Origin of the sequence: uncultured Microbacterium sp. (assembly GCF_937927635.1) — a bacterium.
Lineage (GTDB): Bacteria > Actinomycetota > Actinomycetes > Actinomycetales > Microbacteriaceae > Microbacterium.
On sequence record NZ_CALBRW010000025.1, the window covers coordinates 21,717 to 47,304 of the forward strand.

Sequence of the window (25,588 nt, forward strand, 5' to 3'; positions counted from 1 at the left end):
CTCCCGAACGGATATAGGCTGAGCACAGCGCGTGTTGTGCCGAGCCGACAAGGCTCCCCCGCGTCGCATCCCGTTTCCTTGGCAAGACCTGCCAGTAAGACGAAAGGCTCCACGTGACTGTTCACGATCAGGATCCGTACTCCCAGGGCCCCCTCGACAGCGATCCGGAGGAGACCGGCGAGTGGCAGCAGTCGCTCGACGAGCTGGTCGACGCGAAGGGCCACGGCCGTGGTCGCGAGATCATGCTCAGCCTGCTGAAGCGCTCGAAGGATCTGCACCTCGGCGTGCCGATGGTCCCCACCACGGACTACATCAACACCATCGCGCCGGAGAACGAGCCGGCCTTCGGCGGCGACGAGGAGATCGAGCGCCGCTACCGGCACTGGATCCGCTGGAACGCCGCGATCACCGTGCACCGCGCCCAGCGCCCCGGCATCGGCGTCGGCGGTCACATCTCCACCTACGCGGGCGCGGCCTCGCTGTACGAGGTCGGCTTCAACCACTTCTTCCGCGGTCAGGACGCACCCGGCGGCGGGGACCAGATCTTCATCCAGGGCCACGCCTCCCCCGGCATCTACGCCCGCTCGTTCCTCGAGGGACGCCTGACCGAGGCCGACATGGACGGCTTCCGCCAGGAGAAGTCCCACCTCGGCCACGCGCTGCCCTCGTATCCGCATCCGCACTCGATGCCGGACTACTGGCAGTTCCCGACCGTGTCGATGGGCATCGGCCCGATCAACGCGATATACCAGGCGCAGTCCAACAAGTACCTCGCCAACCGCGGCATCAAGGACACCAGCGACCAGCACGTCTGGGCGTTTCTCGGCGACGGCGAGATGGACGAGGTCGAGAGCCGCGGCCAGCTGCAGGTCGCCGCGAACGAGGGTCTGGACAACCTCACCTTCGTGATCAACTGCAACCTGCAGCGCCTGGACGGTCCCGTCCGCGGCAACGGCAAGATCATCCAGGAGCTGGAGTCGTTCTTCCGCGGTGCGGGCTGGAACGTCATCAAGGTCATCTGGGGTCGCGAGTGGGACGATCTGCTCGCCCGCGACACCGAGGGCGCGCTGCTGAACATCATGAACACCACGCCCGACGGCGACTACCAGACGTACAAGGCCGAGTCCGGTGCGTACATCCGCGAGCACTTCTTCGGCAAGGACGAGCGCGCCGCGGCCCTGGTCAAGGACTACACCGACGAGCAGATCTGGCAGCTGCGCCGCGGCGGCCACGACTACCGCAAGGTGTATGCGGCCTACAAGGCGGCGCTGGAGCACAAGGGCCAGCCCACCGTGATCCTCGCCAAGACCGTCAAGGGCTACGGCCTGGGTCCGCACTTCGAGGGCCGCAACGCGACCCACCAGATGAAGAAGATGACGCTGGAGAACCTGAAGACCTTCCGCGACACCATGCAGATCCCGATCACGGATGCGCAGCTCGAGGCAAACCCGTACCTGCCGCCGTACTACCACCCGGGTGAGAACGACGAGACGATCCAGTACATGCTGGAGCGCCGCCGCGCCCTGGGCGGGTTCATCCCGGAGCGCCGCACCAAGCACACCGAGATCACGCTTCCCGAGGACAAGACCTACGCGCTGCCCAAGAAGGGATCCGGCACGCAGGAGGTCGCCACGACCCAGGTGCTGGTCCGCATGATGCGCGACCTGCTGCGCTCGAAGAACTTCGGTGAGCGCATCGTCCCGATCATCCCCGACGAGGCCCGCACGTTCGGCATCGACGCCTACTTCCCGACGGCGAAGATCTACAACCCGAACGGGCAGCACTACACCTCCGTCGACCGCGAGCTGCTGCTGGCGTACAAGGAGAGCCCGCAGGGGCAGATCGTGCACGTGGGCATCAACGAGGCCGGCGCCGTGGCGGCGTTCACCGCCGCAGCGACCTCGTACTCCACGCAGGGCGAGCCGCTGATCCCGATCTACATCTTCTACTCGATGTTCGGCTACCAGCGCACGGGTGACGCCCTGTGGGCTGCCGGCGACCAGATGGCGCGCGGCTTCGTGATCGGCGCCACAGCCGGTCGCACCACGCTGACCGGTGAGGGCCTGCAGCACGCCGACGGCCACTCGCCGCTGCTGGCGTCGACCAACCCGGGCACCGTCTCGTACGACCCCGCCTACGGCTACGAGATCGCGCACATCATGCAGTCCGGCCTGGAGCGCATGTACGGCGGCAACCACCCGCACCCCGACGTCATGTACTACATCACGGTCTACAACGAGCCGATGGTTCAGCCGGCCGAGCCGGAGAACGTCGATGTGGAGGGCATCATCAAGGGCATCCACCGCGTCTCGGTCGATGAGGGCGAGGGTCACAAGACCCAGCTGTTCGCATCGGGCGTCGGCATGCCATGGGCGCTCGAGGCTCAGGAGCTGCTGCGCAAGGACTGGAACGTGAGCGCCGACGTGTGGTCGGTCACCTCGTGGGGCGAGCTGCGCACCGACGGCCTGGCCGCCGATGAGCACAACTTCCTGCACCCCGACGAGGAGCCGCAGACCGCGTACCTCACCCAGAAGCTGCAGGGCGTCGAGGGCCCCGTGGTCGCCGTCAGCGACTTCATGCACGCCGTGCAGGACCAGATCCGCCAGTGGGTGCCGAACCCGTACTACACGCTCGGCACCGACGGCTTCGGATTCTCGGACACCCGTGCCGCGGCCCGTCGCTTCTTCAAGATCGACGGCCCGTCCATCGCGGTCCGCGCCCTGCAGGCGTTGGCCGACGAGGGCAAGGTCGAGCGCTCGGTGGTCGGCGAGGCCATCCGCAAGTACTCGCTGCACGACGTGAACGCGGGTGCGAGCGGGAACGCAGGCGGCGAGAGCTGAGCCTGTGACCGGTTCCTCCAAGCCGGCCATGGACAAGGCCGCGACCCTCGCCTGGCTGCGCCGGATCTCCGGCGACATCGCCACGGTGACGATCAAGCGGCTCGAGGACACCCTCCCGTGGTACGCCGACATGCCACCGGCCCGACGGTCCGCCGTCGGGCTGGTGGCGCAGGCCGGCATCACCTCGTTCATCCAGTGGTACGACGATCCGTCGTCGACACCGTGGATCGCGGCGGACATCTTCGCCGCCGCTCCGCGCGAGCTGCTGCGCAGCGTGAGCCTGCAGCAGACGCTGCAGCTGATCCGCGTGACGGTCGCGGTGACCGAGGAGCGCGTCGCCGGCCGCGGCGATGACCTGCGCGAGGCCATCCTGCTGTACTCGCGCGATGTCGCGTTCGCCTCGGCTGACGTCTACGCGCGCGCGGCGGAGGCCCGTGGACTGTGGGATGCCCGCCTCGAGGCCCTCGTGGTGGACTCCATCCTCACCGGCGAGGCCGACGAGGAGCTTCCCAGCCGCATCGCGGCCCTGGGCTGGCATGGACATGGCGAGGTGTGCGTGGTGGTCGGCACCACGCCCCCGCAGTTCGACGTCGACCTCGTGCGCCGCACCGCCCGTCGACTGTCGGTGGATGTGCTCATCGGCGTGCAGGGCTCACGGCTGGTGCTCGTGGTCGGCCGGTCGCACACCGCAGGCAAGGAGCCGGCCGAGGGCGAGGAGCTGCCGTTCGCCGAGATCGCGCAGCGCCTGGAGCCGTCGTTCGGTCCCGGGTACGTCGTGGTCGGACCGCCCGTCGCCGCACTGGTGGATGCCGGCCAGAGCGCCCGTGCCGCCCTCGCGGGCTTCGCGGTGGCTCGCGCCTGGCGCGGCGCCCCGCGCCCCGTCGAGGCCGATGACCTTCTTCCCGAGCGCGCACTGGCCGGGGATTCGCTGGCCAAGCAGACGCTCATCGAGCGGATCTACCGTCCGCTGCAGGCGCACTCCCCCGACCTCGTGACCACGCTGTGGAGCTACCTCGACAACGGGCGGTCGCTGGAGGCCACGGCACGCGAGCTGTTCGTGCACCCCAACACGGTGCGGTACCGCCTCAAGCGGGTCAGCGAGGTCATCGGCTGGGACGCCACCGGCCCGCGGGAGGCCCTGATCCTGCAGACCGCCCTCATCCTGGGCTCGATCGGCACCGTCGAACCCGCCCGACGTCGCCCGCTCCCCCGTCGCCGCTGAGCTGCTGCTGCCCTTCTCCGGTTCGTTCTGTGCGCCACGCACAAGTGAATCCGGGATTCTTGTGATGAACCATCCACCGCGATCGGGAGAACGTTGGCAGAATGGATGGGTGATCGTCGTCGCCTGCCCAGGACAGGGCTCCCAGACTCCCGGATTCCTCGCACCCTGGCTGGAGCTGGACGGCGTCGCCGACCGACTGGCCTCCTACTCCGAGGCCGCTGAGGTCGACCTGATCGCGCACGGCACCGAATCCGACGCCGACACCATCCGCGACACGCGTGTCGCGCAGCCACTGATCGTCGCGGCGTCGATGATCGCCGCCCAGCAGCTCACCGCGCGGGCAGGGCGCACCGCCGACGGGCTGGCCGGGCACTCCGTGGGCGAGTTGGCAGCCCTCGGCACCGCGGGCGTCATCAGCGCCGAGGACGCCATGCGGCTGGTCGGCATCCGCGGTCGCGCGATGGCGGATGCCGCGGCGCAGACCCCCACCGGCATGAGCGCCGTGCTGGGCGGAGACGCGGATGCCGTGCTCGCGCTGCTGGCCGAGCTGGACCTGACTCCGGCCAACTACAACGTGGCCGGCCAGATCGTCGCCGCCGGCACCCTGGAGAACCTCGCGAAGCTGGCCGAGAGCGCCCCCCGCGGAGTCCGCATCGTCCCCCTGCAGGTCGCCGGCGCCTTCCACACCTCGTACATGGCACCTGCCGTCGAGACGCTGCGCACGGCGATCGCAGAGGTCGAGCATCACGACCCCGCCATCACACTGTGGTCGAATCGCGACGGCGCCGTCGTGACATCCGGGCAGGACGCCCTGGACCGCATCGTCACGCAGGTGTCCTCGCCGGTCCGCTGGGACCTGTGCATGGACTCGTTCCTGGCCGCCGGCATCACCGGGTTCATCGAGGTCGCCCCCGCGGGCGCCCTGGTGGGCCTGGCCAAGCGCGGCATGCGCGGCATCCCGAATGTCGCGGTGAAGACCCCCGATGATCTCGACGCAGCGGTGGAGCTGCTGAACGGAGCAGCAGCATGACCACGCTCAAGCAGGCCACCGGCGCGCAGTACACGCGCATCTACTCCGTCGGCGCGTCGCGCGGCGAGAACGCGGTGCCGAACGACGACCTGATCGGTCCGATCGACTCCAGCGACGAGTGGATCCGCCAGCGCACCGGCATCGTCACCCGGGCGCGCGCCGTGCCGGAGACGGACGCCATCGACCTGTCCTCCGCAGCCGCAGCCGAGGCCGTGCAGCGCTCGGGTGTCGACCCGGCCGAGATCGACCTGGTCATCGTCGCCACCATCAGCAACCCCAAGCAGACCCCTTCGGTGTCCGCCATCGTCGCGGACAGGATCGGCGCGAATCCCGCAGCCGCCTACGACATCAACGCCGCCTGCGCGGGCTACGCGTACGCGGTCGCGCAGGCCGACGCGCTCATCCGCGCGGGCGCCGCGCACTACGCGGTGGTCGTCGGCGCCGAGAAGCTGTCCGACATCGTCGACCCCGCCGACCGCTCCATCTCGTTCCTGCTGGGCGACGGCGCGGGCGCCGTGGTCATCGGCCCGAGCGACGCTCCGGGCATCTCGGCAACCGTGTGGGGCTCGGACGGCTCCAAGGCCGACCTGGTGGGCATGAACCACACCCTCACCGAGTTCCGCGACGGCAAGTCCCCGTGGCCCACGCTGCGCCAGGAGGGTCCGCGGGTGTTCCGCTGGGCTGTCTGGGACATGGCGAAGGTCGCGCGTGAAGCGCTCGACCGCGCCGGCATCCAGGCATCCGATCTGAACGCCTTCATCCCCCACCAGGCCAACATGCGCATCATCGACGAGTTCGCCAAGCAGCTGGGGCTGCCCGAGAGCACCGTGATCGCCCGCGACATCGAGACCACCGGTAACACGTCGGCGGCGTCGATCCCGCTGGCCACCCACCGCCTGCTCGAGGAGCACCCCGAGCTCAGCGGCGGGCTCGCACTGCAGATCGGCTTCGGCGCGGGGCTCGTCTTCGGCGCGCAGGTGGTCGTGCTCCCCTGATCGGAGCGCCGCATCCCTAGACTGTTCACCGGTTCAGAAACCACTCCAGAAAGAGGAATAACCATGGCTCTCAGCACCGACGAGGTCCTCGCAGGCCTTGCAGAACTGGTCACCGACGAGACCGGCATCGACGCATCCGAGGTCCTGATGGAGAAGTCGTTCACCGACGACCTCGACATCGACTCGATCTCGATGATGACGATCGTCGTCAACGCCGAGGAGAAGTTCGGCGTCACCATCCCCGACGACGAGGTCAAGAACCTCAAGACCGTCGCGGATGCCGTCAACTTCATCGTCGCCGGCCAGGAGTGACCCCGCGGATGCCACCCCTGCGGACCGCGGGGCGTGGCATCCTCCTTCCCTGAACCACCTCCCCACGAAGGACCCTCAATGACCAAGCGCATCGTCGTCACCGGCATCGGTGCCACGTCGGCTCTGGGCGGCACGGCCCCCGAGAACTGGACGAACCTGCTCGCCGGAATGTCCGGCACACGCACGCTGACGCACGAATGGGTCGAGAAGTACCAGATCCCCGTGCACTTCGCCGCCGAGGCCATCGTCCGCCCCGAGGAGGTGCTGGCGCGTCACGAGGCCAAGCGCCTCGACCCCTCCACCCAGTTCGCGCTGATCGCCGCTCGCGAGGCGTGGGCGGATGCCGGATCCCCCGAGGTCGAGCCCGAGCGCCTCGGCATCGACTGGGCCACCGGCATCGGCGGGGTGTGGACCCTGCTGGATGCCTGGGACACCCTGCGCGAGAAGGGCCCGCGTCGCGTCATGCCGCTGACGGTGCCCATGCTCATGCCGAACGCCGGTGCGGGCAACCTGTCGCTGCACTTCAACGCCCGCGCCTTCGCGCGCACGGTCGTGAGCGCGTGCGCCTCCAGCACGGAGTCCATCGCCAACGCCTACGAGCACCTGCAGGACGGCCTGGCCGACGTGGTCATCGCCGGTGGCGCGGAGTCCGCTATCCACCCGATCACCATGGCGTCCTTCGCCTCGGCACAGGCGCTCTCCCGCCGCAACGACGACCCGGCCACGGCATCCCGCCCCGGCGCGATCGATCGCGACGGCTTCGTCATGGGCGAGGGCGGCGCGGCGCTGGTCCTCGAGACCGAGGAGCACGCCAAGGCCCGCGGCGCCAAGATCTACGCCTACCTGGTGGGCGGCGGCGTGACCGCCGATTCGTACCACATCACCGGCAACGACCCCACCGGCGCCGGTGCGGCGCGCGCCGTCGAGGCCGCGCTCGCACAGGCCGGCGCGAGCCCCGACGAGGTGTCGCACATCAATGCGCACGCCACCTCCACACCGGTCGGCGACCCCAACGAGTACGAGGCGCTCAAGCGCGTGTTCGGCAGCCGGATCGACGACATCCCCGTCTCGGCCACCAAGGCGTCCACCGGCCACCTGCTGGGCGGCACCGGCGCGCTGGAGGCCGTGTACACGGTGCTGGCGCTGCGCGACCGCGTCGCTCCCCCGACGATCAACATGACCGAGCCCGACCCGGCCGTCCCGTTCAAGCTCTCGGTCGAGGCCCAGCCTCTGGGCGAAGGCGACCTGCTGGGCATCAGCAACTCGTTCGGCTTCGGCGGTCACAACGCCGTCGTCGCGTTCCGGAACGCCTGACCACAGGCACGACGAAGCCCCCTGCTTCCCCGCAGGGGGCTTCTGTCCTTCTGCGGGAGATTCGCTTTCTCGGGTTCCGGGAGCTGGTCACCGGATGCCGTTACTCGCGCCTCTCCCGCAAACTTGTGGGCCGGGAGCCTGTCGAAAGGGCTACCCGACCTTGTGCAGCCAGACCACGCGCGCGTCATCGCCGGCGTGGCGGAACGGCTCCAGCTCCTCGTCCCACGCGACTCCCAGAGCCACGTCGAGCTCACGCCGCAGCTCGGTCATGCTGCCCTCGGCGATCTCCATCGCATACCGGATGCGATCCTCGCCGATGACGACGTTCCCCGCGCTGTCGGTCTGGGCGTAATGGATGCCGAGGTCCGGTGTGTGCATCCAGCGCCCGCCGTCGTTGCCTGCCGTCGGGTCCTCGGAGACCTCGAAGCGCAGGTGCTCCCAGCCGCGGATGGCCGTCGCCAGAGCCGAGCCGGTGCCCACCGGCCCGTCCCAGTAGAACTCCGCACGTCGCGTGCCGGGCTGCACCGGCTGATCGCTCCAGTCGAAGTTCACGGCGCGACCGATAGCGCGTCCTACCGCCCATTCGAGGTGCGGGCAGAGCGCGCGTGGTGCGGAGTGGATGAACACCACCCCGCGTGCGTATCCCGTCGCCATGATCTCTCCGTTTCTTCAGGTGCGTCTTCCCCAACGACCTGATCCGAAGAATGTGGCGAACTATGCGGTTGTACGGCGATTATCGCCCAGATCCCGCGGAATCACAAGCATGTGATTCCGGATGCAGCGGTGGCCCCGGTCCGAGGACCGGGGCCACCGCTGCGGGACGGGGTCCCTGTGCCTGTCGAAGGGCTGGTCAGGCCTCGCTCATGGCGAGCTTGGCCTGCTGGCCCTTGGCCGCGTAGTACGCCGCGCGAGCGGCATCCTTTCGCGCCTGCTCGGCGTAGCCGTGCTCGAGCACGTCCTGCGGCACCTCGAACTGGGTGTGCTGGTCGGTGCCGTGGTACTTCTCGATGTAGGCGTCCAGCTCGGGGCCCGACGTCCACGAGGTGATGAGGTTGTAGCGCGGCTCGGTGCCGTTGTGCGTGGTGGCGTGCCAGAGGCGCTGGGTGTCGATGATCAGCTGCGCGCCGGCCGGCAGTGCGATGCGCACCTCACCCGCGGGATCGGTGCGGTTCTCGCGCAGGACGAAGAAGCTGTCCTTGTCGTCGGTGAGGTTGAAGAACCCGCGCACGACCCAGCCGGTGCCGTCCGGGTTCAGCCGGTTGTTGTCGTCCTGGTGCAGGTTGTACAGGCAGTCGCCGTACGGGGTGGGCTGCAGCTCGATCACACGGCAGCGGCCGACGTTGGCACCGGGCTCCTGGGCGCGGCGCGTCAGGTTCGGGGCCTTGGCCACCTGCGAGTCGATCCAGACGCCGTCCTTGTCGGTGCGCGGCGGCTTGTGGTTCCAGAAGCCGTTGCACTCGATGTCGCCCTTGGCGCTCGCCAGCGGGGCGAACCGGGTGTCACCGGAGGACTTCCAGTCGTTGTACTCGATGTCGAGCCATTCCTTGGGGTCCTGGGACTGGTCGTAGCTGTCGAGCACGACGAACCCCTTCTCCTCGAGGGCTGCGGACTTGATGTATCCCATGATCGAGTCATGTCCTTTCGTAGCGGGCCAGCACGTTTTAACAGGCCCTACTTAGGCAAGCCTATCCCGGCGTCCTGGGCGATTCCCAGAGGCCGGCCGGAGAAAATCGGCGAAGACTAGACTCGATCCGGCAGCGGTCGGCTGCCCCGCCGATCGGAGGATTCACGCAGTGATGGCAAGGGCGACGAACGTCGAGGCGACGGCGACGGGAACCATCGAATGGCTGGCGGCGCCGAGCACGAACATCGTCGTCCCGGTGTATCAGCGGCAGTACCGCTGGGACATCGGTGCCTGCGAGAAGCTGCTCGCAGATGTCCGCACCGTGGCCGGCGGGACCGGCCAGCATCGGCACTTCATCGGCTCCATTCTGTCGGCCGCGGATGCCGACGGCGGCGACCTCGTGCTCATCGACGGGCAGCAGCGCATCACCACCGTGATGCTGCTCATCGCGGCCCTGCACCACATGATCCGCGAGAGTGACGCGCAGCTGGCCGCCGAGCTGGAGAGCGTGCTGGTGCGCGCCGACGACGCGTCGCGCACCAAGCTGCGCCCGCACCACGCCTGGGCCGACCTGTATGAGTCGGTCGTGCTGGACCGGCGTGAGGACGCCGAACGGGAGTCGCGCTTCGACGACAACTACGCATTCTTCCGCAGTCAGGTGCACCCTGACGAGGTGCACCTGATCTGGGAGGGCCTGCAGCGGCTCGAGCACGTCTCCATCACCCTGGGCTCGGCCGCCAACGCGCAGCAGATCTTCGAGAGCCTGAACTCCACCGGGCAGCCGCTGCGCGATCACGAGCTCATCCACAACTACATCCTGATGGGTCTCTCGCACGCCGAGCAGCTCGACGTCGAGGAGGACTACTGGCTGCCCATCGAGCAGCACACCGGCGAGACCATCGGCGCGTTCTGGCGGCACTACCTGGTCATGCTCACCGGACGCGAGATCGACGCCTCCGGCGAGCACGGGGTGTACGCGGCCTTCCGCGGCTCGTTCCCGCGACTGGACGTCGAAGCCCTCCACTCCGACGCCGGGACCTGGCGCGAGTACGCCGAGCTCTACGGCATCCTGCTCGACCCCTCGCGGGAGCCCGATCCCGGCATCCGGCTTCAGCTGGAGCAGGTGAACACCTTCGGACGCGCGAGCTACCCGCTCGTGATGGGCGCGTACGGCGACCATCGTCGTGGAGTGATCAGCCGCGAGGAGCTCGGCGAGGTGCTGGAGTGGGTGCAGGCGCTGTTCCTGCGCCGCGCCATCGTGGGACTTCCCACCGATCGGCTCATCGCACGGCTGTGCCGCGCCCGCGCGCAGGGGCGCGACAGGCTGATGCGCGCCATCGCCCGGATCACCCCGTCCGATGAACGGGTGAGCGCCGTGCTGAAGTACGGCGAGCTCCCCCACCCCGCGTACGTGCTGGGGCGCATCGAGGGCGTGGACGACACCACCGACTTCGATGTGGAGAGCATCGTGCCTCCGGTGCCGGCGACGACCTGGAGCGGCGACGGCGTCCGGCCGTGGAACGAGTACAGCGAGGACGAGCAGAACAGTCACCGAGCCCTGTCGCCGACGCTGGGCAACCTCACGCTGCTGGAGGAGTCGCTGACGCTGCGCGTGTTCGGGGCGTCCTTCCCCGAGAAGCGCGACCAGGCGTACGCCCGCAGCGCGGTCGCGGCCACGCGGGAGCTCGCGGAGGCCGCATCCTGGGGCACCGCGGCCATCTCCGCGCGCACCGTGCGGCTGTCCGCAGAGCTGGTGCGCATCTGGGCGCGTCCCGAGGTCGGCGAGATCGACGACGACGGACTGACGCCGGTGCTGGACGCCGTGCGCCGCCGCGGCTGGCCGGCGGGCTGGGATCGCGAGTTCGACTACTGCGAGTACCGCGGCGAGCACTGGGAGGTCAAGGACGTCAAGGCGCTGTTCAACCGCGTCTTCCGCCGCGCCTGGACCGATGACAGGTCCGCCGCGCTCGCCTACAGCGCGCGCCACGGCGGGCCGCTCTACACCTCCATGGCCTGGAAGGGCCACTGGGACACCCTCGCCGAGGGCGTCCACCTCTACATGGGGTGGGATTCCAACTACATGATGACCGCGCTGCAGGGGGTGCTGGAGGAGTCCGGCATCGCCTCGGAGGTGTTCGTCAAGTACTCCTACATCGGGAATGTGATGTGATGACCACGACGACCACGATCCGACGCATGCAGGGCCTGACCGTCGAGGAGCACACGCTGACGCTCCCCCTCGTGTGGGGCGACGACGCCGACACCCGCACCATCGACGTGTTCGCCGCCGTGGTGAGCCGCGAAGGAGGCGAGGATCTGCCGTACCTGCTGTTCCTGCAGGGCGGCCCCGGGCATGAGGCACCGCGGGCGTTCCAGCGCCCGGCATCGCCGGCGTGGTGGCTGGAGGCGGCGCTCAAGGAGCACCGCGTGGTCATGCTCGACCAGCGCGGCACGGGCCGCTCCACAGCCGTGAACGACGCGATCCTCGAGCAGGGTGCGGATGCCGTCGCCGAGCACCTCATGCACCTGCGAGCCGACTCGATCGTGCGGGATGCCGAGGCGCTGCGGCAGCACCTGGGCGCCGAGTCCTGGAACGTGCTGGGCCAGTCGTTCGGCGGCTTCACGACGCTGGCCTATCTGACGACGGATGCCGCCTCGCTGGACCGCGTGTACTTCACCGGCGGGCTGAGCACCGTGGATCGCTCCCCCGACGAGGTGTACGCGCTGTGCTACGACAAGATGCGCAGCGCCTCGGAGCGCTATTACCGCCGCTTCCCCGAGCATCGCGACCGCATGCGGCGCCTGGTGGATCTGGCAGCCGCCGGCTCGATCGTGCTGCCCGACGGCGAGGTCGTCTCCCCCTCGCGCATGCGCTCCATCGGCTCGGCGCTGGGCACCGACGACGGCTGGACGACCGTGTGGTCGCTGCTGGAGCAGGACCCTGGCTCCAACGCCTTCCGCTACGACCTGGCCGCGGCCATGCCGTTCGACGGCCGCAACCCGCTGTACTTCGTGTTCCACGAGTCCAGCTACGCCTCCGGGCATGCCACGCGCTGGTCCGCCCAGCGGGTGCAGCCGGCCGACTTCGCCGAGGACACCTCGCTGTTCACCGGCGAGCACGTGCACAGCGAGTGGACCGAGACCGTGCCGGCGTTCCGGCCGTGGCGCGACGTGACGCTGAAGCTGGCCGAGCACGAGTGGCCGAGGATCTACGACGCCGACGCGCTGCGGGCATCCGATGCTCGCGGCGCTGCCGCCGTGTACGTGAACGACGTGTACGTGCCGCTGGAGTTCTCGCTCGAGACCGCCGCTCTCCTGCCGGGCGTCAGCCCCTACGTGACCAGCGAGCACGAGCACAACGGCCTGCGCGCGGGAGACGTGCTGGAGCACCTCGTCGACCTCGCACACGGGCGGCGCGTGCGCTGATCACGGCTGTTGCCGCGGCGCCCGGCGGACGGGCGCCGGCGGCACCTGCTTCGCGGCGACGATCGCGGTGCGATCGATGGTGACCACACCGTGCTTGCCGTCGACGGTCAGCGTGTGCTCGTCGGCAGACAGCAGCATGCCCAGGGCATCCGTCGCCTGGCCGGAGTGGATCAGATAGCGCACCACCACGCGCATGCCGGGAACGAGATCGATCACACTCGATGGTACGTCGGTCACGGAATCCGAAGTGGGGCGGGCGGGACTTGAACCCGCGATCGTTGGGTTATGAGCCCACTGCCTTCACCAGCTTGGCCACCGCCCCGTAGAGCACCAGCCTAGCGGTGCGATCAGGCGGCGAGCCACGCCCCTGCCGCGACGAGCAGCGCCTCCGTCCCGGTCTGCAGCGTCGGCTGGATCACCGGAAGGAACAGCGGCGAGTGATTCGCGGGGATGTCGGACGTCACGGTCCCCGACTTCACAGCCGCCTCCCACGAGTCCGGATCCGTACCCGCGATCCGCCAGTACGTGTACGGCACCCCCGCGCTGCGCGGGATGTCGCTGAAGTCCTCGCTCGCCGTCTGCAGCTCCAGCTGCCCCGCGCGCTCCCCGAAATGCGCCGCGAACGCGTCGGCGACGCGCGAGGTCACCGCCTCGTCGTTGGAGGTCAGCGGGAAGCTGTCGTACAGCTCGATCTCGGGTTCGCGGGGCGACGCGCCAGCGGCGCACTCCGCACGCACGATGCGGTCCACGGCGTCCAGGGTGTGCTGCCGTGTGGCATCGCTGTACGTGCGGATGTTGAGTTCGAGCACGGCGTCATCGGGGATGATGTTGCTCTTCGAGCCGGCCCGGATCGACCCGACGGTCAGGACGGCGGGCTCGGTCGGCGCGATCTCCCGCGCGATCACCGTCTGCAGGCGCACGACGATCATCGCCGCCAGCACGACGGGATCGACGGTGTTCTGCGGCATCGATCCGTGCCCGCCGCGACCGAAGACCCTGACACGGATGCTGTCGGCCGCCGAGAGCACCGCACCGATCCGGGTCCCCACGTGACCTGCCAGCCCGGGAAGGACATGCTGCGCCAGCGCCACGTCCGGCTTCGGGATGCGTGCGAGCAGTCCATCCTCCATCATCGCCCTGGCGCCATCGCCGGTCTCCTCGGCCGGCTGGAACAGCACGATCGCCGTACCGTGCCACGCGTCGAGATCGGATGCCAGCAGCTGGGCGGCGCCCAGCAGGCATGCGACGTGCACATCATGGCCGCACGCATGGGTGACGGGAACCGTCACCCCGTCGGCATCCGTCGCCTCCGCCGTGCTCGCGTACGGTGCGCCGGTCGCCTCCCGCACCGGCAGCGCGTCCATGTCCGCCCGCATCAGCACCGTCGGCCCTTCGCCGCTGGTGAGCACGCCCACGACGCCCGTGCCTCCGACCCCGCGCTCCACGCGGAAGCCCCACGACTCCAGCAGGTCCGCGGCCTTCGCCGCCGTGCGGGTCTCCTGGTGCGACAGCTCGGGATGCTGATGCAGATCCCGGTAGAGCTCCTCCTGCTCGGCGCGGATGGCGCCGTACTGCGACAGAAGACGTGCGAAGTCCGACATGAGCGACCCCCTCTTCTGCGTCCGGAGGGGCGCACGGTCGCCACGATACGCCTATGGCGTCGGCTGCGACCACCGACCCTGGGCGTGCGGGATGTGCCAGTGGAATCGCAGCGACAGCATCCGGAACACGAACACGACGGCCGCCGCCGCATACAGCGTGACCGCGTTGTACCAGCCCAGCAGCCACAGCACCGCGATGAGGATCGCACCGAGGAAGGCCGGCACCGCGTACAGGTCGGTCGGCGTGAACAGCTGGGGGTCCCGATTGGCCACGACGTCGCGCAGCAGGCCGCCGCCCACGCCCGTGGTCACTCCCAGCAGGATCGCCGCGATCGGGTTCATCCCCGCCCGCAGCGCCGTCACCGTGCCCGTGGTGCAGAAGACGGCGAGGCCGGCCGCGTCGAACATGAGCAGCGGGCGCGAATGCCGCTGCACGGTGCTTCTGAGGAAGAACACCAGGGCCGCCGCCGCGATCGGGGGCACGATCTTGAGCGGGTCCTCGAAGGCCACCGGACGCACGCCGATGACCAGGTCTCGGATCACTCCGCCGCCGAGGCCCGTGAGCGAACCCAGCAGCAGCGAGCCCACGATGTCGTAACCGCGCTGCACGGCGAGCATGCTGCCCGAGATCGCGAAGAAGAACGTGCCGAGCAGGTCCAGCGCCACGGCTGCCCAGGTCATCCGCGTGCACCGGCTCCCGGCCGGCCGCCACGGTGCGTGACGATGTGGCCGAGGTAGATCTCGGCGTTGTGGACGAGTCCCGCTCTCTCCTCGTCGCTGAGCGCGCGGCGCACCTTCGCGGGGACGCCGGCCACCAGCGAACCGTCGGGCACCACGGTGCCGCCCAGCACCACGGCGCCGCCGGCCACCAGGCATCCGCTTCCGATGACCGCGCCGGAGAGCACCACGGCTCCCATGCCGATCAGCGAGCCGTCGCCGATGGTGCAGCCGTGCACGACGGCGTTGTGGCCGATGGACACGCGCTCGCCGATCTGCACGCCGTGCTCGGCGTCGACGTGCACCGACGCGTTGTCCTGCACGTTGGAGTCGGCGCCCACGACGATCGGCACGGAGTCGCCGCGGAGCACCGCGTTGTACCAGACGCTCGAGCGCGGTCCCAGCGCGACGGCGCCGACGATGCGCGCACCGTCGGCGACGAACGCGTCATCGTCGATCGCGGGCTCCCGCCCTTTCAGGACGATCACGGATGCTGTCGCAGCGATGCTCATGACGGCGAGACTACCGCGGAAACCGCGGTCGGATCGGCCAGGTGAGCGTTGCCTTGGCTTGGTTGCGGAATGCTGAGCGCTGGGTAGCGTTGAGGACAGTAAGACCGTTTCACACGCTTCCGGAGGATTCCATGAGCAAGGCACAGACCGTCACCACCACCGCCGTCGACCCCACCGTCGCCGCGGCAGCCGCCCAGTTCCTGTCCCCCGTCGTCCTGGGTCTTGAGGCGCTCACCGTCAATGGGAAGCAGGCGCACTGGCACGTGCGCGGCGCCAACTTCGTGGGCGTCCACGAGCTGCTGGACACCATCGTCGCGCACGCGGCGGACTTCGCCGACAGCGCCGCGGAGCGCATCGTCGCCCTGGGCCTGCCGATCGACTCGCGCGTCGGCACCGTCGCCGAGAAGATCGCAGCGACGGCCGTCCCCGCCGGTTTCGCGCAGTCCGACGAGCTGGTGCGCGCGGTGATCTCCGATCTGGACGCCATCATCGCCGATGTCAAGGCCGCCGTCGATGGACTGGATGCCGTCGACCTCACCAGCCAGGACGTGGCCATCGAGATCCAGCGCGGCCTCGAGAAGGACCGCTGGTTCCTCGTCTCGCACATCGCCGCCTGACGGCGCACGATTCCTCGAGAGGCTCAGCGCCCCGGTGAACCGGGTTGCTGGGCCTCTCGGCTGTACGGCGGTCACGCGCGGTGCGTGATCCGTCCGCCCAGGATCGTCATCGCCACGGGCATCCGCTCCAGGGTATGACGGTCGGCGGAGTGCGGGTCGACACCGCACAGCACGAGGTCGGCCGGGGCGCCGGGGGCGATCACCCCGTCACCGTGCCTGCTGCTGGCGCGCAGCGCGGCATCCATCGCCACGCGCTCCTCAGGGCGCCACGGCTCGCGGTCGTCGCCGGTGCGGAACACCGCTGCCGAGATGGTGATCCACGGATCCAGCGGCGCCACCGGCGCATCGGATCCGAAGCGCACGGGAACGCCGGATGCCAGCAGTGACTCCAGCGGGTAGGCGATGGCCTGCTGGTTCCGCCACAGGTCGTCGACCAGGTCGCGGTCGTCCACGGCGTGCCGCGGCTGCACGCTGGCGGCTATCCCCAGCCGCGCGAAGCGGGCCAGGTCGGCGTGCCGCACCAGCTGCGCGTGCTCGATGGTGCCGCGCGCCTGCGTGTACGTGAAGGCGTCCAGGGCGGAGGACACGGCCCGATCGCCGATGGCGTGCACGGCCACGTCGATACCGGAGCCCGTCGCCCGCGTCAGCAGTTCGCGAAGCTCGTCGGGCGCGATGGTGAGCACGCCGTCCGTGCCATCCGGGTAGGGCTGAGAGCACGCGGCGGTGCGGGTGCCGAGCGACCCGTCGCTGATGAGCTTGAGCGGTCCGACGTGCACCAGTCCCCCGGTGCCGGGCAGTTCGTCGCCACTGCGCAGCCCCTCGGCGATGGCGCGGTCGAGCTGATCGGGGTAGAACGCGAACTCCACGCGGTGGCTGTCGAAGCCGGCATCCGTCCGCCGTCGCCACGACTGCGCGTTCCAGGCCATGTCGAAGTCGACGAGTCCGGTGATGCCGCGCGCGGCCGCACGGGCACCGGCGGAGCGGATGGCCGCGTCGACCGTCGCGTCGTCGGTGGCGTTCAGCCGACGGGAGATCTCGAAGGCGTCCCCCTCGCGCAGCACGCCGTCGTCGTCCACCCCGTCGAAGCCTTCGCGGCGCAGCGCTGCGGAGTTGAGCCAAGTGCTGTGCACGTCGGCGTTGATCAGGTACGTGGGCACCTCACCGGTGGCCGCGTCCAGCAGCGCGCGCGTCGGCCGGTCCGCCCAGAACGCGTCGCGGAAGCCCGCGCCGACGAGGCGGCCATCCGGCAGGGGCACGGCATCCGCCAGCATCCGCACTGCCTCGGCGGCACTGCCCGCGCCGCCGAGCTGCACGCGCTGGACGTCCAGCGCCCACTGCACGGTGTGCACGTGGTGGTCCCACAGCCCCGGCACGAGCCGGCATCCGTCGCCGTCGACGACCTCGACGGGCACCCGCAGGTTGCCGGTGGGGGCGATGTCGGCGATCAGTCCGCCGCGGATGAGCACGTCCACCGGCTCGTCCGTCGGCAGCAGCTCACGGCCGGGACCGGCGACGCGCACCGCCCGCAGCAGCAGGTCGGACGTCATCCGCGGTGCGCCAGACGCGTCTCGTGCGCTCGCCGCATCTCCGCTGCCAGCGCGGGGTGCGCGTACTCGCCGTCGCCGTCCAGCTCGGCGATCACGCTCTCCACGATCGAGTCGGGCTTGTTCTGGCTGAGCTTGCGCTTGGCGGAGACCCGCGTCGGCGTCATCCGGAAGCCCACCGTGCCCATCTCCAGCGCTCGGACGAACTCCTCGGTGTTGGGCGCCTGCCACATCATCCGCGGCTGCGGCAGCTGCCGCTCGAAGTGCGTGACCAGGTCGTCGAGGATCGTCAGGTTGGCCTGCGTGTCGACGATCTCCGGCACGCCGGCGAGGTGCACGGCGGTGTAGTTCCAGGTGGGCACTGCGCGCACATCGCCGTACCAGCTGGGCGAGATGTACCCGTTGGGCCCCTGGAAGATCATCAGCAGCTCGCGCTCGCCCAGGTGCAGCACCGCGTCGTCGGGCTTGCCGACGTGCCCCACGACGGTGAGATCGTCGCGGTCGGGATCCAGCAGCACCGGGTAGTGCGACGCCACCAAGCCGTCATCGCCGGTCGCGATCAGCGTCGCCCACGGGTTCTGCGCGATCACCCTGCGCAGCTCGGCGAGATCGGTCATGGCGAAACTGGGGTTCTGGCGCATGGATTCATCGTATTGCGGCGGCAGCCGGAGGCCGGCCCCCGGCGCATCCAGGCCTACTTCAGACCGACGACGGGAATGGCCTGCGTCTTCCAGTCCTCGAAGCCCTTGTCCCCGGCCATGAACGCATTGACCTCGTCGGTGGTCGAGGTGAGCTTGGGGTCGTTGTCGAGGTACTTCTTCGTCTCTCGTGCGACCAGGCCCGAGAGCACCAGCAGGCCGATGAGGTTCGGCAGCGCCATGAGTCCATTCATCACGTCGGAGAACGCCCACACGACGCCCAGCTGCGTGGTGCAGCCGACGAACACCACCAGCGAGAAGATGATGCGGTACGGCATGATCGCCTTGATGCCGACCAGCCGCTCCAGACTGCGCTCACCGTAGTACGACCAGCCCAGAATCGTGGACCCGGCGAACAGCACCAGGCCGATGGTGACGATGTAGTGCCCCCACTCACCAGGCAGGCCGTGCGAGAACGCCTCGCCGGTCATCAGTGCGGCGCTGATCTGCTCGCCGGTCTCCGGATCGACCTTGTTCCATGTGCCGGTGGTGATGATCACCAGGCCCGTGCAGGTGACGACGATGATCGTGTCGATGAAGGTCTGCGTCATCGACACCAGGCCCTGACGCACGGGGTGGCTGGTCTTCGCGGCCGCTGCGGCGATGGCAGCCGACCCCATGCCGGACTCGTTGGAGAAGATGCCGCGGGCGACACCCATCTGCACGGCCACGATGATCAGCGAACCGGCGAAACCGCCGACGGCGCTGGTGCCGGTGAACGCCTCCGTGAAGATCTGCGCGAACGCGGCCGGGACGCCGGCGATGTTCGCGATGAGGATGTAGATCGCGCCCAGCACGTAGAAGATGATCATCACGGGCACGAGCCCGGCGGTCACGCGGCCGATCGACTTGATGCCGCCGACCAGCACCAGCAGCGCGAAGATCGTCAGCGCGATGCCGGTGACCCAGGTGGGGATGTTGAAGCTGTTCTCCAGGTTGGCGGAGATCGAGTTGCCCTGCGTCATGTTGCCGATGCCGAAGCAGGCGATGACGGCGGAGATCGCGAAGAAGATGGCCAGGAACTTGCCGAAACGGTTCTTGATGCCCCGCTCCAGGTAGTACTGCGGACCACCGGATTTCTCACCGGCGGCATCCGTGGTGCGGAACCGCACGCCCAGGAACGCCTCGGAGTACTTGGATGCCATGCCCAGCAGACCCGTGACCCACATCCAGAACAGCGCACCGGGTCCGCCGATGCCGATGGCCGTTGCCACGCCGACGATGTTGCCGGTGCCGACCGTCGCGGCCAGCGCGGTGGTCAGCGCCTGGAACTGCGAGATGTCGCCGTCGGAGCCGGGATCCCGGCGGGTGAACAGTCCCAGCCGGAGTGCGGCGCCGAGCCGGAGGAACTGGATGCCGCCGAGCCGGATGGTGAGGTAGAGACCGGTTCCCAGCAGCAGCGGGATGAGGACCCACGGCCCCCAGATCCACGAGCTGATGTTCTCCAGAACGGCCTGCAGGCCGGATAGATCCATGATTTCTCCTGTCGCGCGTCGTTGCAGACGGATTCGCCCATCCTATTCACAGCGCGCTCACAGAATCCAAGATCCCGGCGTGTCAGCCGTTCATCGCTGGCAGAACGGGCACCAGTACAGCTTGCGCGAGCCCAGCTCCTCGAGCGCGATCTCGGTGCCGCACACCCGGCATGGCAGGCCGGCGCGGTGGTACACCCAGTGCCGGTCGTCGCGGCTCGCCATGGCCGCACGGTACTGCTCGGCGTTCAGCCCGTCCATGGTCATCATCTGCCCGGTCTGGACTCCGATGTCCAGCAGTGTCACCCAATCGCGCCACAGCGCGCGCACCACATCCTCGGGCACGTCACGGCCCGGCGTGTGCGGGTTCAGGCGGGCTCGGAACAGCATCTCGGCGCGGTACACGTTGCCGATGCCGCTGACGACGGCCTGATCCATCAGCAGCAGCGCGATGGCGGTGGGCTTGCGGCGCACGATGCGCACGAACCGCTCCTCGCCCTCGGCGACATCGCCCACCAGCGGATCGGGCCCGAGCTTCGCCACGGTGGCCAGCATCTCGTCGGGCGTCTGCAGCGCGCACGCCGTGGGACCGCGCAGGTCTGCGCAGGTGGAGTCCGTCAGCAGCCGCAGGCGCACCTGTCCGACGACCGGGGGCGGCCACTCCTCACCCTCGTCGGCGAGGCCCTTGGTCTGCTCCGACATGCGCACGTGCACGCGCGCTCTGCGCGGGGCGCCGATGGAGGTCAGCGAGTTCTCGCCTGCGGCATCCAGGATCTCCTCCCCCGGCACGGCATCCAGGTCTGTGCCGCGCTGGTTGGTCTGGCCCATCCGGCCGTTGGCGGAGGCGATGGTGGGGTCGACCAGGATCTCCCCGGCGAAGTCCCACGCGCCGTACAGCCCCAGGTGCACGCGCAGCCACGTGTCGCCCTCGAACTCCAGGAACATCTGCTTGCCGACCGCCATGGCCCGCAGCATCTCGCGGCCCTCCAGCACTGATGCGCCCTCGGCGAAGCGGCCCTGCGGGCTGGAGGCGTGCACGGCGCGTCCGACGAAGTTGCGATCGAACTGCCGGGCGATGCGATGGACGGAGTGGCCCTCGGGCATGTCAGGCGCGCCCGTCGGCGGAGCCGACACCGTCCTGCCGCGGGTCCGGGAGCAGCGAGCCGTCGCGTTCGAAGTCCGCGATCTGGCCGATCCGGCGCACGTGGCGCTCCTCGTCCGAGAACGGTGTGGCGATGAACGTGTCGATGAGCGACACGACCTCCTCGAACGGATGCTGGCGCGCGCCGATCGAGATGACGTTGGCGTCGTTGTGCTGACGAGCGAGCTCGGCCGTCGACGTGTTCCACACCAGGGCCGCGCGGATGCCCGCGACCTTGTTCGCCGCGATCTGCTCGCCGTTGCCCGAACCGCCGAAGACGATCCCGAGCGCCTCGACGCCGGCGCGCTGATCGGCGACCACGCCCTGCGCGGCGCGGATGCAGAACGCCGGGTAGTCGTCCAGCGCGTCGTACTCCACCGGCCCGTGGTCGATCACCTCGTGCCCTGCGCCGCGCAGGTGGTCCTGCAGGCGGGTGGAGAAGTCGAGACCGGCGTGATCGGTGGCGATGTGGATGCGCATACCGGCCATCTTATTCAGGCGACGACGGTTCGACGGGCTCAGCGACTCAGCGGGTCAGGGCGCGACGCCGGCGGCGGCGCGCTTGAACCCGGCGCGCACGTTCTCGCAGCATCCGGGACGGCACACGTCGAAGGATCCGCCGACCGAGGCGACCCGGGTGCGGTCCGCGTTCGGCCGGCCCTCCAGACGCTCCTGGATGAGGTCGACGATGCCCGCGACGAACGCGGGCGACACCCCGGGCGTGGGCGTGCGGACGAACCGCAGGCCGTTCTGCTCCGCGGCCTCCTTCGCCTCGGTGTCCAGGTCCCAGAGCACCTCCATGTGGTCGCTCATGAACCCGACGGGCACGACGATCACGGCCTGGCTGCCACGGGAGGGCAGCTCGCCGATGACGTCGCACACGTCCGGCTCCAGCCACGGCTGAGATGCCGGGCCCGAGCGCGACTGGAAGACGAGCTCCCACGGCACGGACGCCGCTGCGGGCTCCAGCTGCGCGACGCGGTCCATCACCCATGCCGCGACGGCCTCGTGCTGCGCGGCGTACGCGCCGCCTGGGCCCCACTCCACATCGCGCGAGCCCGAGCGCAGAGCATCCGCCTCGGGAATCGAGTGAGTGGAGAAGAGCACCTGGATGGACTCCGCCTGCACGCCATCGGCCAGGAAGCCCGCGACGGCGTCGTGCACGCCGTCGATGAACGCCTGCACGAAGCCGGGGTGGTCGTAGAACGGGCGGATCTTGTCGATGGTCACGACGCCGTCGTACGGCGTGCCGTCCAGCACCCGGGAGAAGTCCTCGCGGTACTGCCGGCAGCTGGAGAAGGAGCTGTAGGCGCTGGTGGCGAACGCCAGCAGCGTCGTGTCGTCGTTGGCGGCGGCCTCGGCGACGGCGTCCTCGAGGTAGGGCGCCCAGTTGCGGTTGCCCCAGTACACCGGCAGGTCGATGGAGCGCGCGGCGAGCTCGGCCTCGAGCGCCGCCTTCAGCGCACGGTTCTGCCCGTTGATGGGACTCACTCCCCCGAACGCGCGGTAGTGGTGTGCGACCAGCTCGAGCCGCTCATCGGGGATGCCACGACCGCGGGTGACGTTGCGCAGGAAGGGGATGACCTCGTCCTGGCCCTCGGGCCCGCCGAATCCGGCGAGCAGGATCGCGTCGTACGCGACGGGCTGCTCGATGAACGGATCACCCCCGGATGCTGCGGGAGAGGCGTGCAGGACGGCATCCGGTGCGTTGCTTGTCACGACTCCATCCTGTCATCGCAGGCTATGAGCCAGCACGGAGACGCTGGTGCGGGACCCCTCGCGCAATCGTGCGTCTGGCGTAGGCTGTCATGGTTGCCGACGACGCCAGACGCGCCGTCCGCAGGACGACATCCCCTCACCACTGGGAGAAACAAGCTGTGCCTGGAGAAAACCTCACTCGTAGCGAAGCGCAGGAGCGCCGTGCCGTCATCGACACGCAGTCGTATCAGGTCTCACTCGATCTGACCAAGGGCGCGGAGGTGTTCGGTTCACGCAGCGTCGTGCGCTTCACCGCCACGCCCGACAGCTCCACCTTCATCGATCTCATCGCCCGCAGCGTGCGCGAGATCTCGCTCAATGGCGAGCAGATCGACCCCGACGAGGTGTTCGCGGACTCGCGGATCGCGCTGACCGGCCTGCAGGCCGAGAACGTGCTCATCGTGGACGCCGACTGCCTGTACACCAACACCGGAGAGGGTCTGCACCGCTTCGTCGACCCGGTCGACGGCGAGGTGTACCTGTACTCCCAGTTCGAGGTGCCCGACTCGCGGCGCATGTTCGCCGTGTTCGAGCAGCCCGACCTGAAGGCCACCTTCCAGTTCACGGTCACCGCGCCCGCCGCATGGAAGGTCGTCTCGAACTCCCCCACGCCCGAGCCGATCGTGCACGACGCGTCCACCGACTCGGGCGCGCAGCAGACCGCGACCTGGGGCTTCGAGGCCACCCCGCGCATCTCGTCGTACATCACCGCGCTCATCGCCGGCCCGTACGAGTCCACCTTCTCGGAGCTCACCAGCGCCTCCGGCCGTGTGATCCCGCTGGGGGTGTACGGCCGCAAGAGCCTGTGGCAGCACCTGGACGCCGACTACATCTTCGAGAAGACCCGCCAGGGCTTCGCGTACTACGAGTCGAAGTTCGGGGTGCCCTACCCGTTCGCGAAGTACGACCAGCTGTTCGTGCCGGAGTTCAACGCCGGCGCCATGGAGAACGCGGGCGCGGTCACCTTCACCGAGACGTACGTCTTCCGCAGCAAGGTGACGGATGCCGTCAAGGAGCGTCGCGTCGTCACGATCCTGCACGAGCTCGCGCACATGTGGTTCGGCGACCTGGTCACCATGAAGTGGTGGAACGACCTGTGGCTGAACGAGTCGTTCGCCGAGTGGGCGTCCACCATCGCCACCGCCGAGGCCACCGAGTGGACCGAGGCCTGGACCACGTTCAACGCCATGGAGAAGACCTGGGCGTACCGCCAGGATCAGCTCCCCTCCACGCACCCCATCGTCGCGGAGATCAACGACCTGCAGGACGTGCTGGTCAACTTCGACGGCATCACCTATGCCAAGGGCGGATCGGTGCTCAAGCAGCTGGCCGCGTGGGTCGGAATCGACGCGTTCTTCGCCGGTGTGGGCCAGTACTTCCAGAAGCACTCCTGGGGCAACACCGAGCTGTCCGACCTGCTGGCCGAGCTGGAGGCCACCAGCGGCCGCGAGCTCAGCAGCTGGGCGAAGAAGTGGTTGGAGACCGCAGGCGTGAACACGCTGGCGCCGGTCATCGTCGAGGACGCGTCGGGCGTCATCACCCGCTTCGCGGTGACGCAGACCGCGCCGGCCGACTACCCCACCATCAGGCCGCATCGCCTGGGCATCGGCTTCTACGACCTCGAGGGCGGCGCGCTGGTGCGCTCGCACTACGTCGAGGTCGACATCGACGGCGACCGCACCGAGATCCCCGAGCTGCAGGGCTTGAAGCGTCCCGCCATGGTGCTGCTGAATGACAAGGACCTCGCCTACGCGAAGATCCGCCTGGACGAGCAGTCGCTGGCCACCGCCATCGAGCACCTCTCCGACATCAGCGACCCGCTGGCCCGTTCGCTGGTCTGGGGCGCCGCGTGGGATCAGACCCGCGACGCCGAGACCGCGGCATCCGACTACATCGACCTGGTCCTCGGCAACATCGGCCGCGAGACCGAGTCCACCACCGTGCGCACCACGCTCGCACAGCTGCTGCTGGCGGCATCCAGCTATGTCGCGCCCGAGAAGCGCGACGCCGCCCGCGAGAAGGTCGCCGACGGGCTGTGGACGCTCGCCCAGCAGGCCGAGGCCGGCAGCGACAGCCAGCTGCAGCTGGTGACCGCCTTCGCCAACACGCTGGTCACCGACGAGCAGGCCGGAATCGTCGGCAGGCTGCGCTCGGGCGAGGAGACCCTGCCGGGTCTGGAGATCGACGCCGACCTGTCCTGGTCGCTGCTGGTCGGCCTCGCCGCGGCCGGCGCCACGGATGCTGCCGCCATCGACGCGGCGCTCACGGCGGACAACACGTCCAAGGGCGCCGAGTTCGCCGCCCAGGCCCGCGCTGCGCTGCCCACCGTCGAGGCCAAGCAGACCGCCTGGTCATCGCTGATCGACAACGCCGACCTGCCGAACACCATCGTCCGCTCCGCGGCGGCCGGCTTCGTGCACCCCTCGGGTGTGGCGGTGCTGGAGGGCTTCATCTCGAAGTACTTCGAGATGCTCGTGCCGATCTGGGAGGGCCGCACCTACCAGATCGCGGACTACCTGATCGTGGGCCTGTACCCGCGCTCGCTCGCCAGCGTCGCGCTGCGCGACGCGACCCGCACGTGGCTGTCCTCGCACCAGGATGCCGCACCCGCGCTGCGCCGCCTCGTGTACGAGAACCTCGCCGATGTCGAGCGTGCGCTGGCCGCGCAGTCCCGCGACGCCGAGGACTGAGACCGTTCCCCGAGAAGGCCTCTCCGCACAGCGTGCGGAGAGGCCTTCTCGGTAACATCGAGGTGATGAACGTCC

22 protein-coding genes and 1 tRNA gene are annotated in these 25,588 nt (G+C 69.3%); 10 read left to right on the top strand and 13 right to left on the bottom strand.

Annotated elements, in window-relative coordinates; genetic code table 11:
- Window positions 1-113 precede the first annotated feature (113 nt).
- The 6 genes from aceE to Q0568_RS12290 all read left to right on the top strand — a co-directional run bounded on the left by aceE (window position 114) and on the right by Q0568_RS12290 (window position 7,713).
- Entirely contained in the window at window positions 114-2,840 is a 2,727-nt protein-coding gene (gene aceE / locus Q0568_RS12265; RefSeq protein ID WP_298866902.1) for a pyruvate dehydrogenase (acetyl-transferring), homodimeric type, read from the top strand.
- A gap of 28 nt (window positions 2,841-2,868) precedes the next feature.
- Window positions 2,869-4,062, top strand: coding sequence for a CdaR family transcriptional regulator (locus tag Q0568_RS12270; RefSeq protein WP_298867284.1), 1,194 nt, complete (start codon window positions 2,869-2,871; stop codon window positions 4,060-4,062).
- A 109-nt stretch (window positions 4,063-4,171) separates the two neighbouring features.
- Window positions 4,172-5,092 carry an ACP S-malonyltransferase gene (locus tag Q0568_RS12275; RefSeq protein WP_298866904.1) on the top strand — a complete coding sequence of 307 codons (921 nt, stop codon included), beginning with the start codon at window positions 4,172-4,174 and terminating at the stop codon, window positions 5,090-5,092.
- Window positions 5,089-6,087 (top strand): beta-ketoacyl-ACP synthase III, encoded by a 999-nt coding sequence (locus Q0568_RS12280; RefSeq protein WP_298866906.1) that lies wholly within the window; start codon window positions 5,089-5,091, stop codon window positions 6,085-6,087. Before Q0568_RS12275 ends, Q0568_RS12280 begins: the two co-directional genes overlap by 4 nt.
- 63 nt (window positions 6,088-6,150) lie before the next feature.
- Window positions 6,151-6,399 carry an acyl carrier protein gene (locus Q0568_RS12285; protein WP_298866908.1) on the top strand — a complete coding sequence of 83 codons (249 nt, stop codon included), beginning with the start codon at window positions 6,151-6,153 and terminating at the stop codon, window positions 6,397-6,399.
- Between the two features lie 78 nt (window positions 6,400-6,477).
- Window positions 6,478-7,713 carry a beta-ketoacyl synthase gene (locus Q0568_RS12290; RefSeq protein ID WP_298866910.1) on the top strand — a complete coding sequence of 412 codons (1,236 nt, stop codon included), beginning with the start codon at window positions 6,478-6,480 and terminating at the stop codon, window positions 7,711-7,713.
- Window positions 7,714-7,863: 150 nt separating this feature from the next.
- Here the strand turns inward: Q0568_RS12290 and Q0568_RS12295 are convergent, their stop codons facing one another.
- On the bottom strand, window positions 7,864-8,367 hold the full coding sequence (locus tag Q0568_RS12295; RefSeq protein ID WP_298866912.1) for a DUF3145 domain-containing protein: 504 nt from the start codon (window positions 8,365-8,367) through the stop codon (window positions 7,864-7,866).
- Window positions 8,368-8,563: 196 nt separating this feature from the next.
- Window positions 8,564-9,337: a hypothetical protein gene (locus tag Q0568_RS12300; RefSeq protein WP_298866914.1), complete on the bottom strand. Its 774-nt coding sequence runs from the start codon at window positions 9,335-9,337 to the stop codon at window positions 8,564-8,566.
- A gap of 172 nt (window positions 9,338-9,509) precedes the next feature.
- On the opposite strand from Q0568_RS12300, the gene Q0568_RS12305 reads away from it, so the two are divergent.
- Both Q0568_RS12305 and Q0568_RS12310 read left to right on the top strand, forming a co-directional pair.
- Entirely contained in the window at window positions 9,510-11,507 is a 1,998-nt protein-coding gene (locus tag Q0568_RS12305; RefSeq protein WP_298866915.1) for a DUF262 domain-containing protein, read from the top strand.
- Complete coding sequence (locus Q0568_RS12310; protein WP_298866916.1) at window positions 11,507-12,763, top strand: alpha/beta fold hydrolase; 1,257 nt, start codon at window positions 11,507-11,509, stop codon at window positions 12,761-12,763. The genes Q0568_RS12305 and Q0568_RS12310 overlap by 1 nt, the downstream gene beginning before the upstream one ends.
- Here Q0568_RS12310 and Q0568_RS12315 read toward each other — a convergent pair whose 3' ends face one another.
- The 5 genes from Q0568_RS12315 to Q0568_RS12335 form a co-directional block, all read right to left on the bottom strand.
- The gene (locus Q0568_RS12315; RefSeq protein ID WP_298866918.1) at window positions 12,764-12,979 is read right to left on the bottom strand and encodes a hypothetical protein; all 216 of its coding nucleotides are present in this window, start codon (window positions 12,977-12,979) and stop codon (window positions 12,764-12,766) included. It lies immediately after the preceding gene.
- Between the two features lie 32 nt (window positions 12,980-13,011).
- Window positions 13,012-13,085, bottom strand: a tRNA-Ile gene (locus Q0568_RS12320).
- Window positions 13,086-13,110: 25 nt separating this feature from the next.
- Window positions 13,111-14,364 (bottom strand): amidohydrolase, encoded by a 1,254-nt coding sequence (locus tag Q0568_RS12325; RefSeq protein ID WP_298866920.1) that lies wholly within the window; start codon window positions 14,362-14,364, stop codon window positions 13,111-13,113.
- Between the two features lie 51 nt (window positions 14,365-14,415).
- Entirely contained in the window at window positions 14,416-15,045 is a 630-nt protein-coding gene (locus Q0568_RS12330; protein WP_298866922.1) for a TRIC cation channel family protein, read from the bottom strand.
- On the bottom strand, window positions 15,042-15,593 hold the full coding sequence (locus Q0568_RS12335) for a gamma carbonic anhydrase family protein (RefSeq protein ID WP_298866924.1): 552 nt from the start codon (window positions 15,591-15,593) through the stop codon (window positions 15,042-15,044). Before Q0568_RS12335 ends, Q0568_RS12330 begins: the two co-directional genes overlap by 4 nt.
- 131 nt (window positions 15,594-15,724) lie before the next feature.
- On the opposite strand from Q0568_RS12335, the gene Q0568_RS12340 reads away from it, so the two are divergent.
- A complete protein-coding gene (locus Q0568_RS12340) occupies window positions 15,725-16,210 on the top strand; it encodes a DNA starvation/stationary phase protection protein (protein ID WP_298866927.1) in 486 nt (161 codons plus the stop codon).
- A gap of 71 nt (window positions 16,211-16,281) precedes the next feature.
- On the opposite strand, the gene Q0568_RS12345 is transcribed toward Q0568_RS12340, so the two are convergent.
- The 6 genes from Q0568_RS12345 to Q0568_RS12370 form a co-directional block, all read right to left on the bottom strand.
- Window positions 16,282-17,757: an amidohydrolase family protein gene (locus tag Q0568_RS12345; RefSeq protein WP_298866929.1), complete on the bottom strand. Its 1,476-nt coding sequence runs from the start codon at window positions 17,755-17,757 to the stop codon at window positions 16,282-16,284.
- Complete coding sequence (locus Q0568_RS12350) at window positions 17,754-18,395, bottom strand: FMN-binding negative transcriptional regulator (protein ID WP_298866930.1); 642 nt, start codon at window positions 18,393-18,395, stop codon at window positions 17,754-17,756. Before Q0568_RS12350 ends, Q0568_RS12345 begins: the two co-directional genes overlap by 4 nt.
- 53 nt (window positions 18,396-18,448) lie before the next feature.
- A complete protein-coding gene (locus tag Q0568_RS12355) occupies window positions 18,449-19,927 on the bottom strand; it encodes a sodium:alanine symporter family protein (protein WP_298866934.1) in 1,479 nt (492 codons plus the stop codon).
- Window positions 19,928-20,017: 90 nt separating this feature from the next.
- The gene (locus tag Q0568_RS12360) at window positions 20,018-21,028 is read right to left on the bottom strand and encodes a DNA-formamidopyrimidine glycosylase family protein (RefSeq protein ID WP_298866936.1); all 1,011 of its coding nucleotides are present in this window, start codon (window positions 21,026-21,028) and stop codon (window positions 20,018-20,020) included.
- 1 nt (window position 21,029) lies between these two features.
- Window positions 21,030-21,545 (bottom strand): ribose-5-phosphate isomerase, encoded by a 516-nt coding sequence (locus Q0568_RS12365; protein WP_298866938.1) that lies wholly within the window; start codon window positions 21,543-21,545, stop codon window positions 21,030-21,032.
- 54 nt (window positions 21,546-21,599) lie between these two features.
- Window positions 21,600-22,784 carry a ferrochelatase gene (locus tag Q0568_RS12370; protein ID WP_298866940.1) on the bottom strand — a complete coding sequence of 395 codons (1,185 nt, stop codon included), beginning with the start codon at window positions 22,782-22,784 and terminating at the stop codon, window positions 21,600-21,602.
- A gap of 158 nt (window positions 22,785-22,942) precedes the next feature.
- Between Q0568_RS12370 and pepN the strand changes: the two genes are divergently transcribed.
- On the top strand, window positions 22,943-25,513 hold the full coding sequence (pepN, locus tag Q0568_RS12375; RefSeq protein ID WP_298866942.1) for an aminopeptidase N: 2,571 nt from the start codon (window positions 22,943-22,945) through the stop codon (window positions 25,511-25,513).
- The last annotated feature ends 75 nt before the right edge of the window (window positions 25,514-25,588 follow it).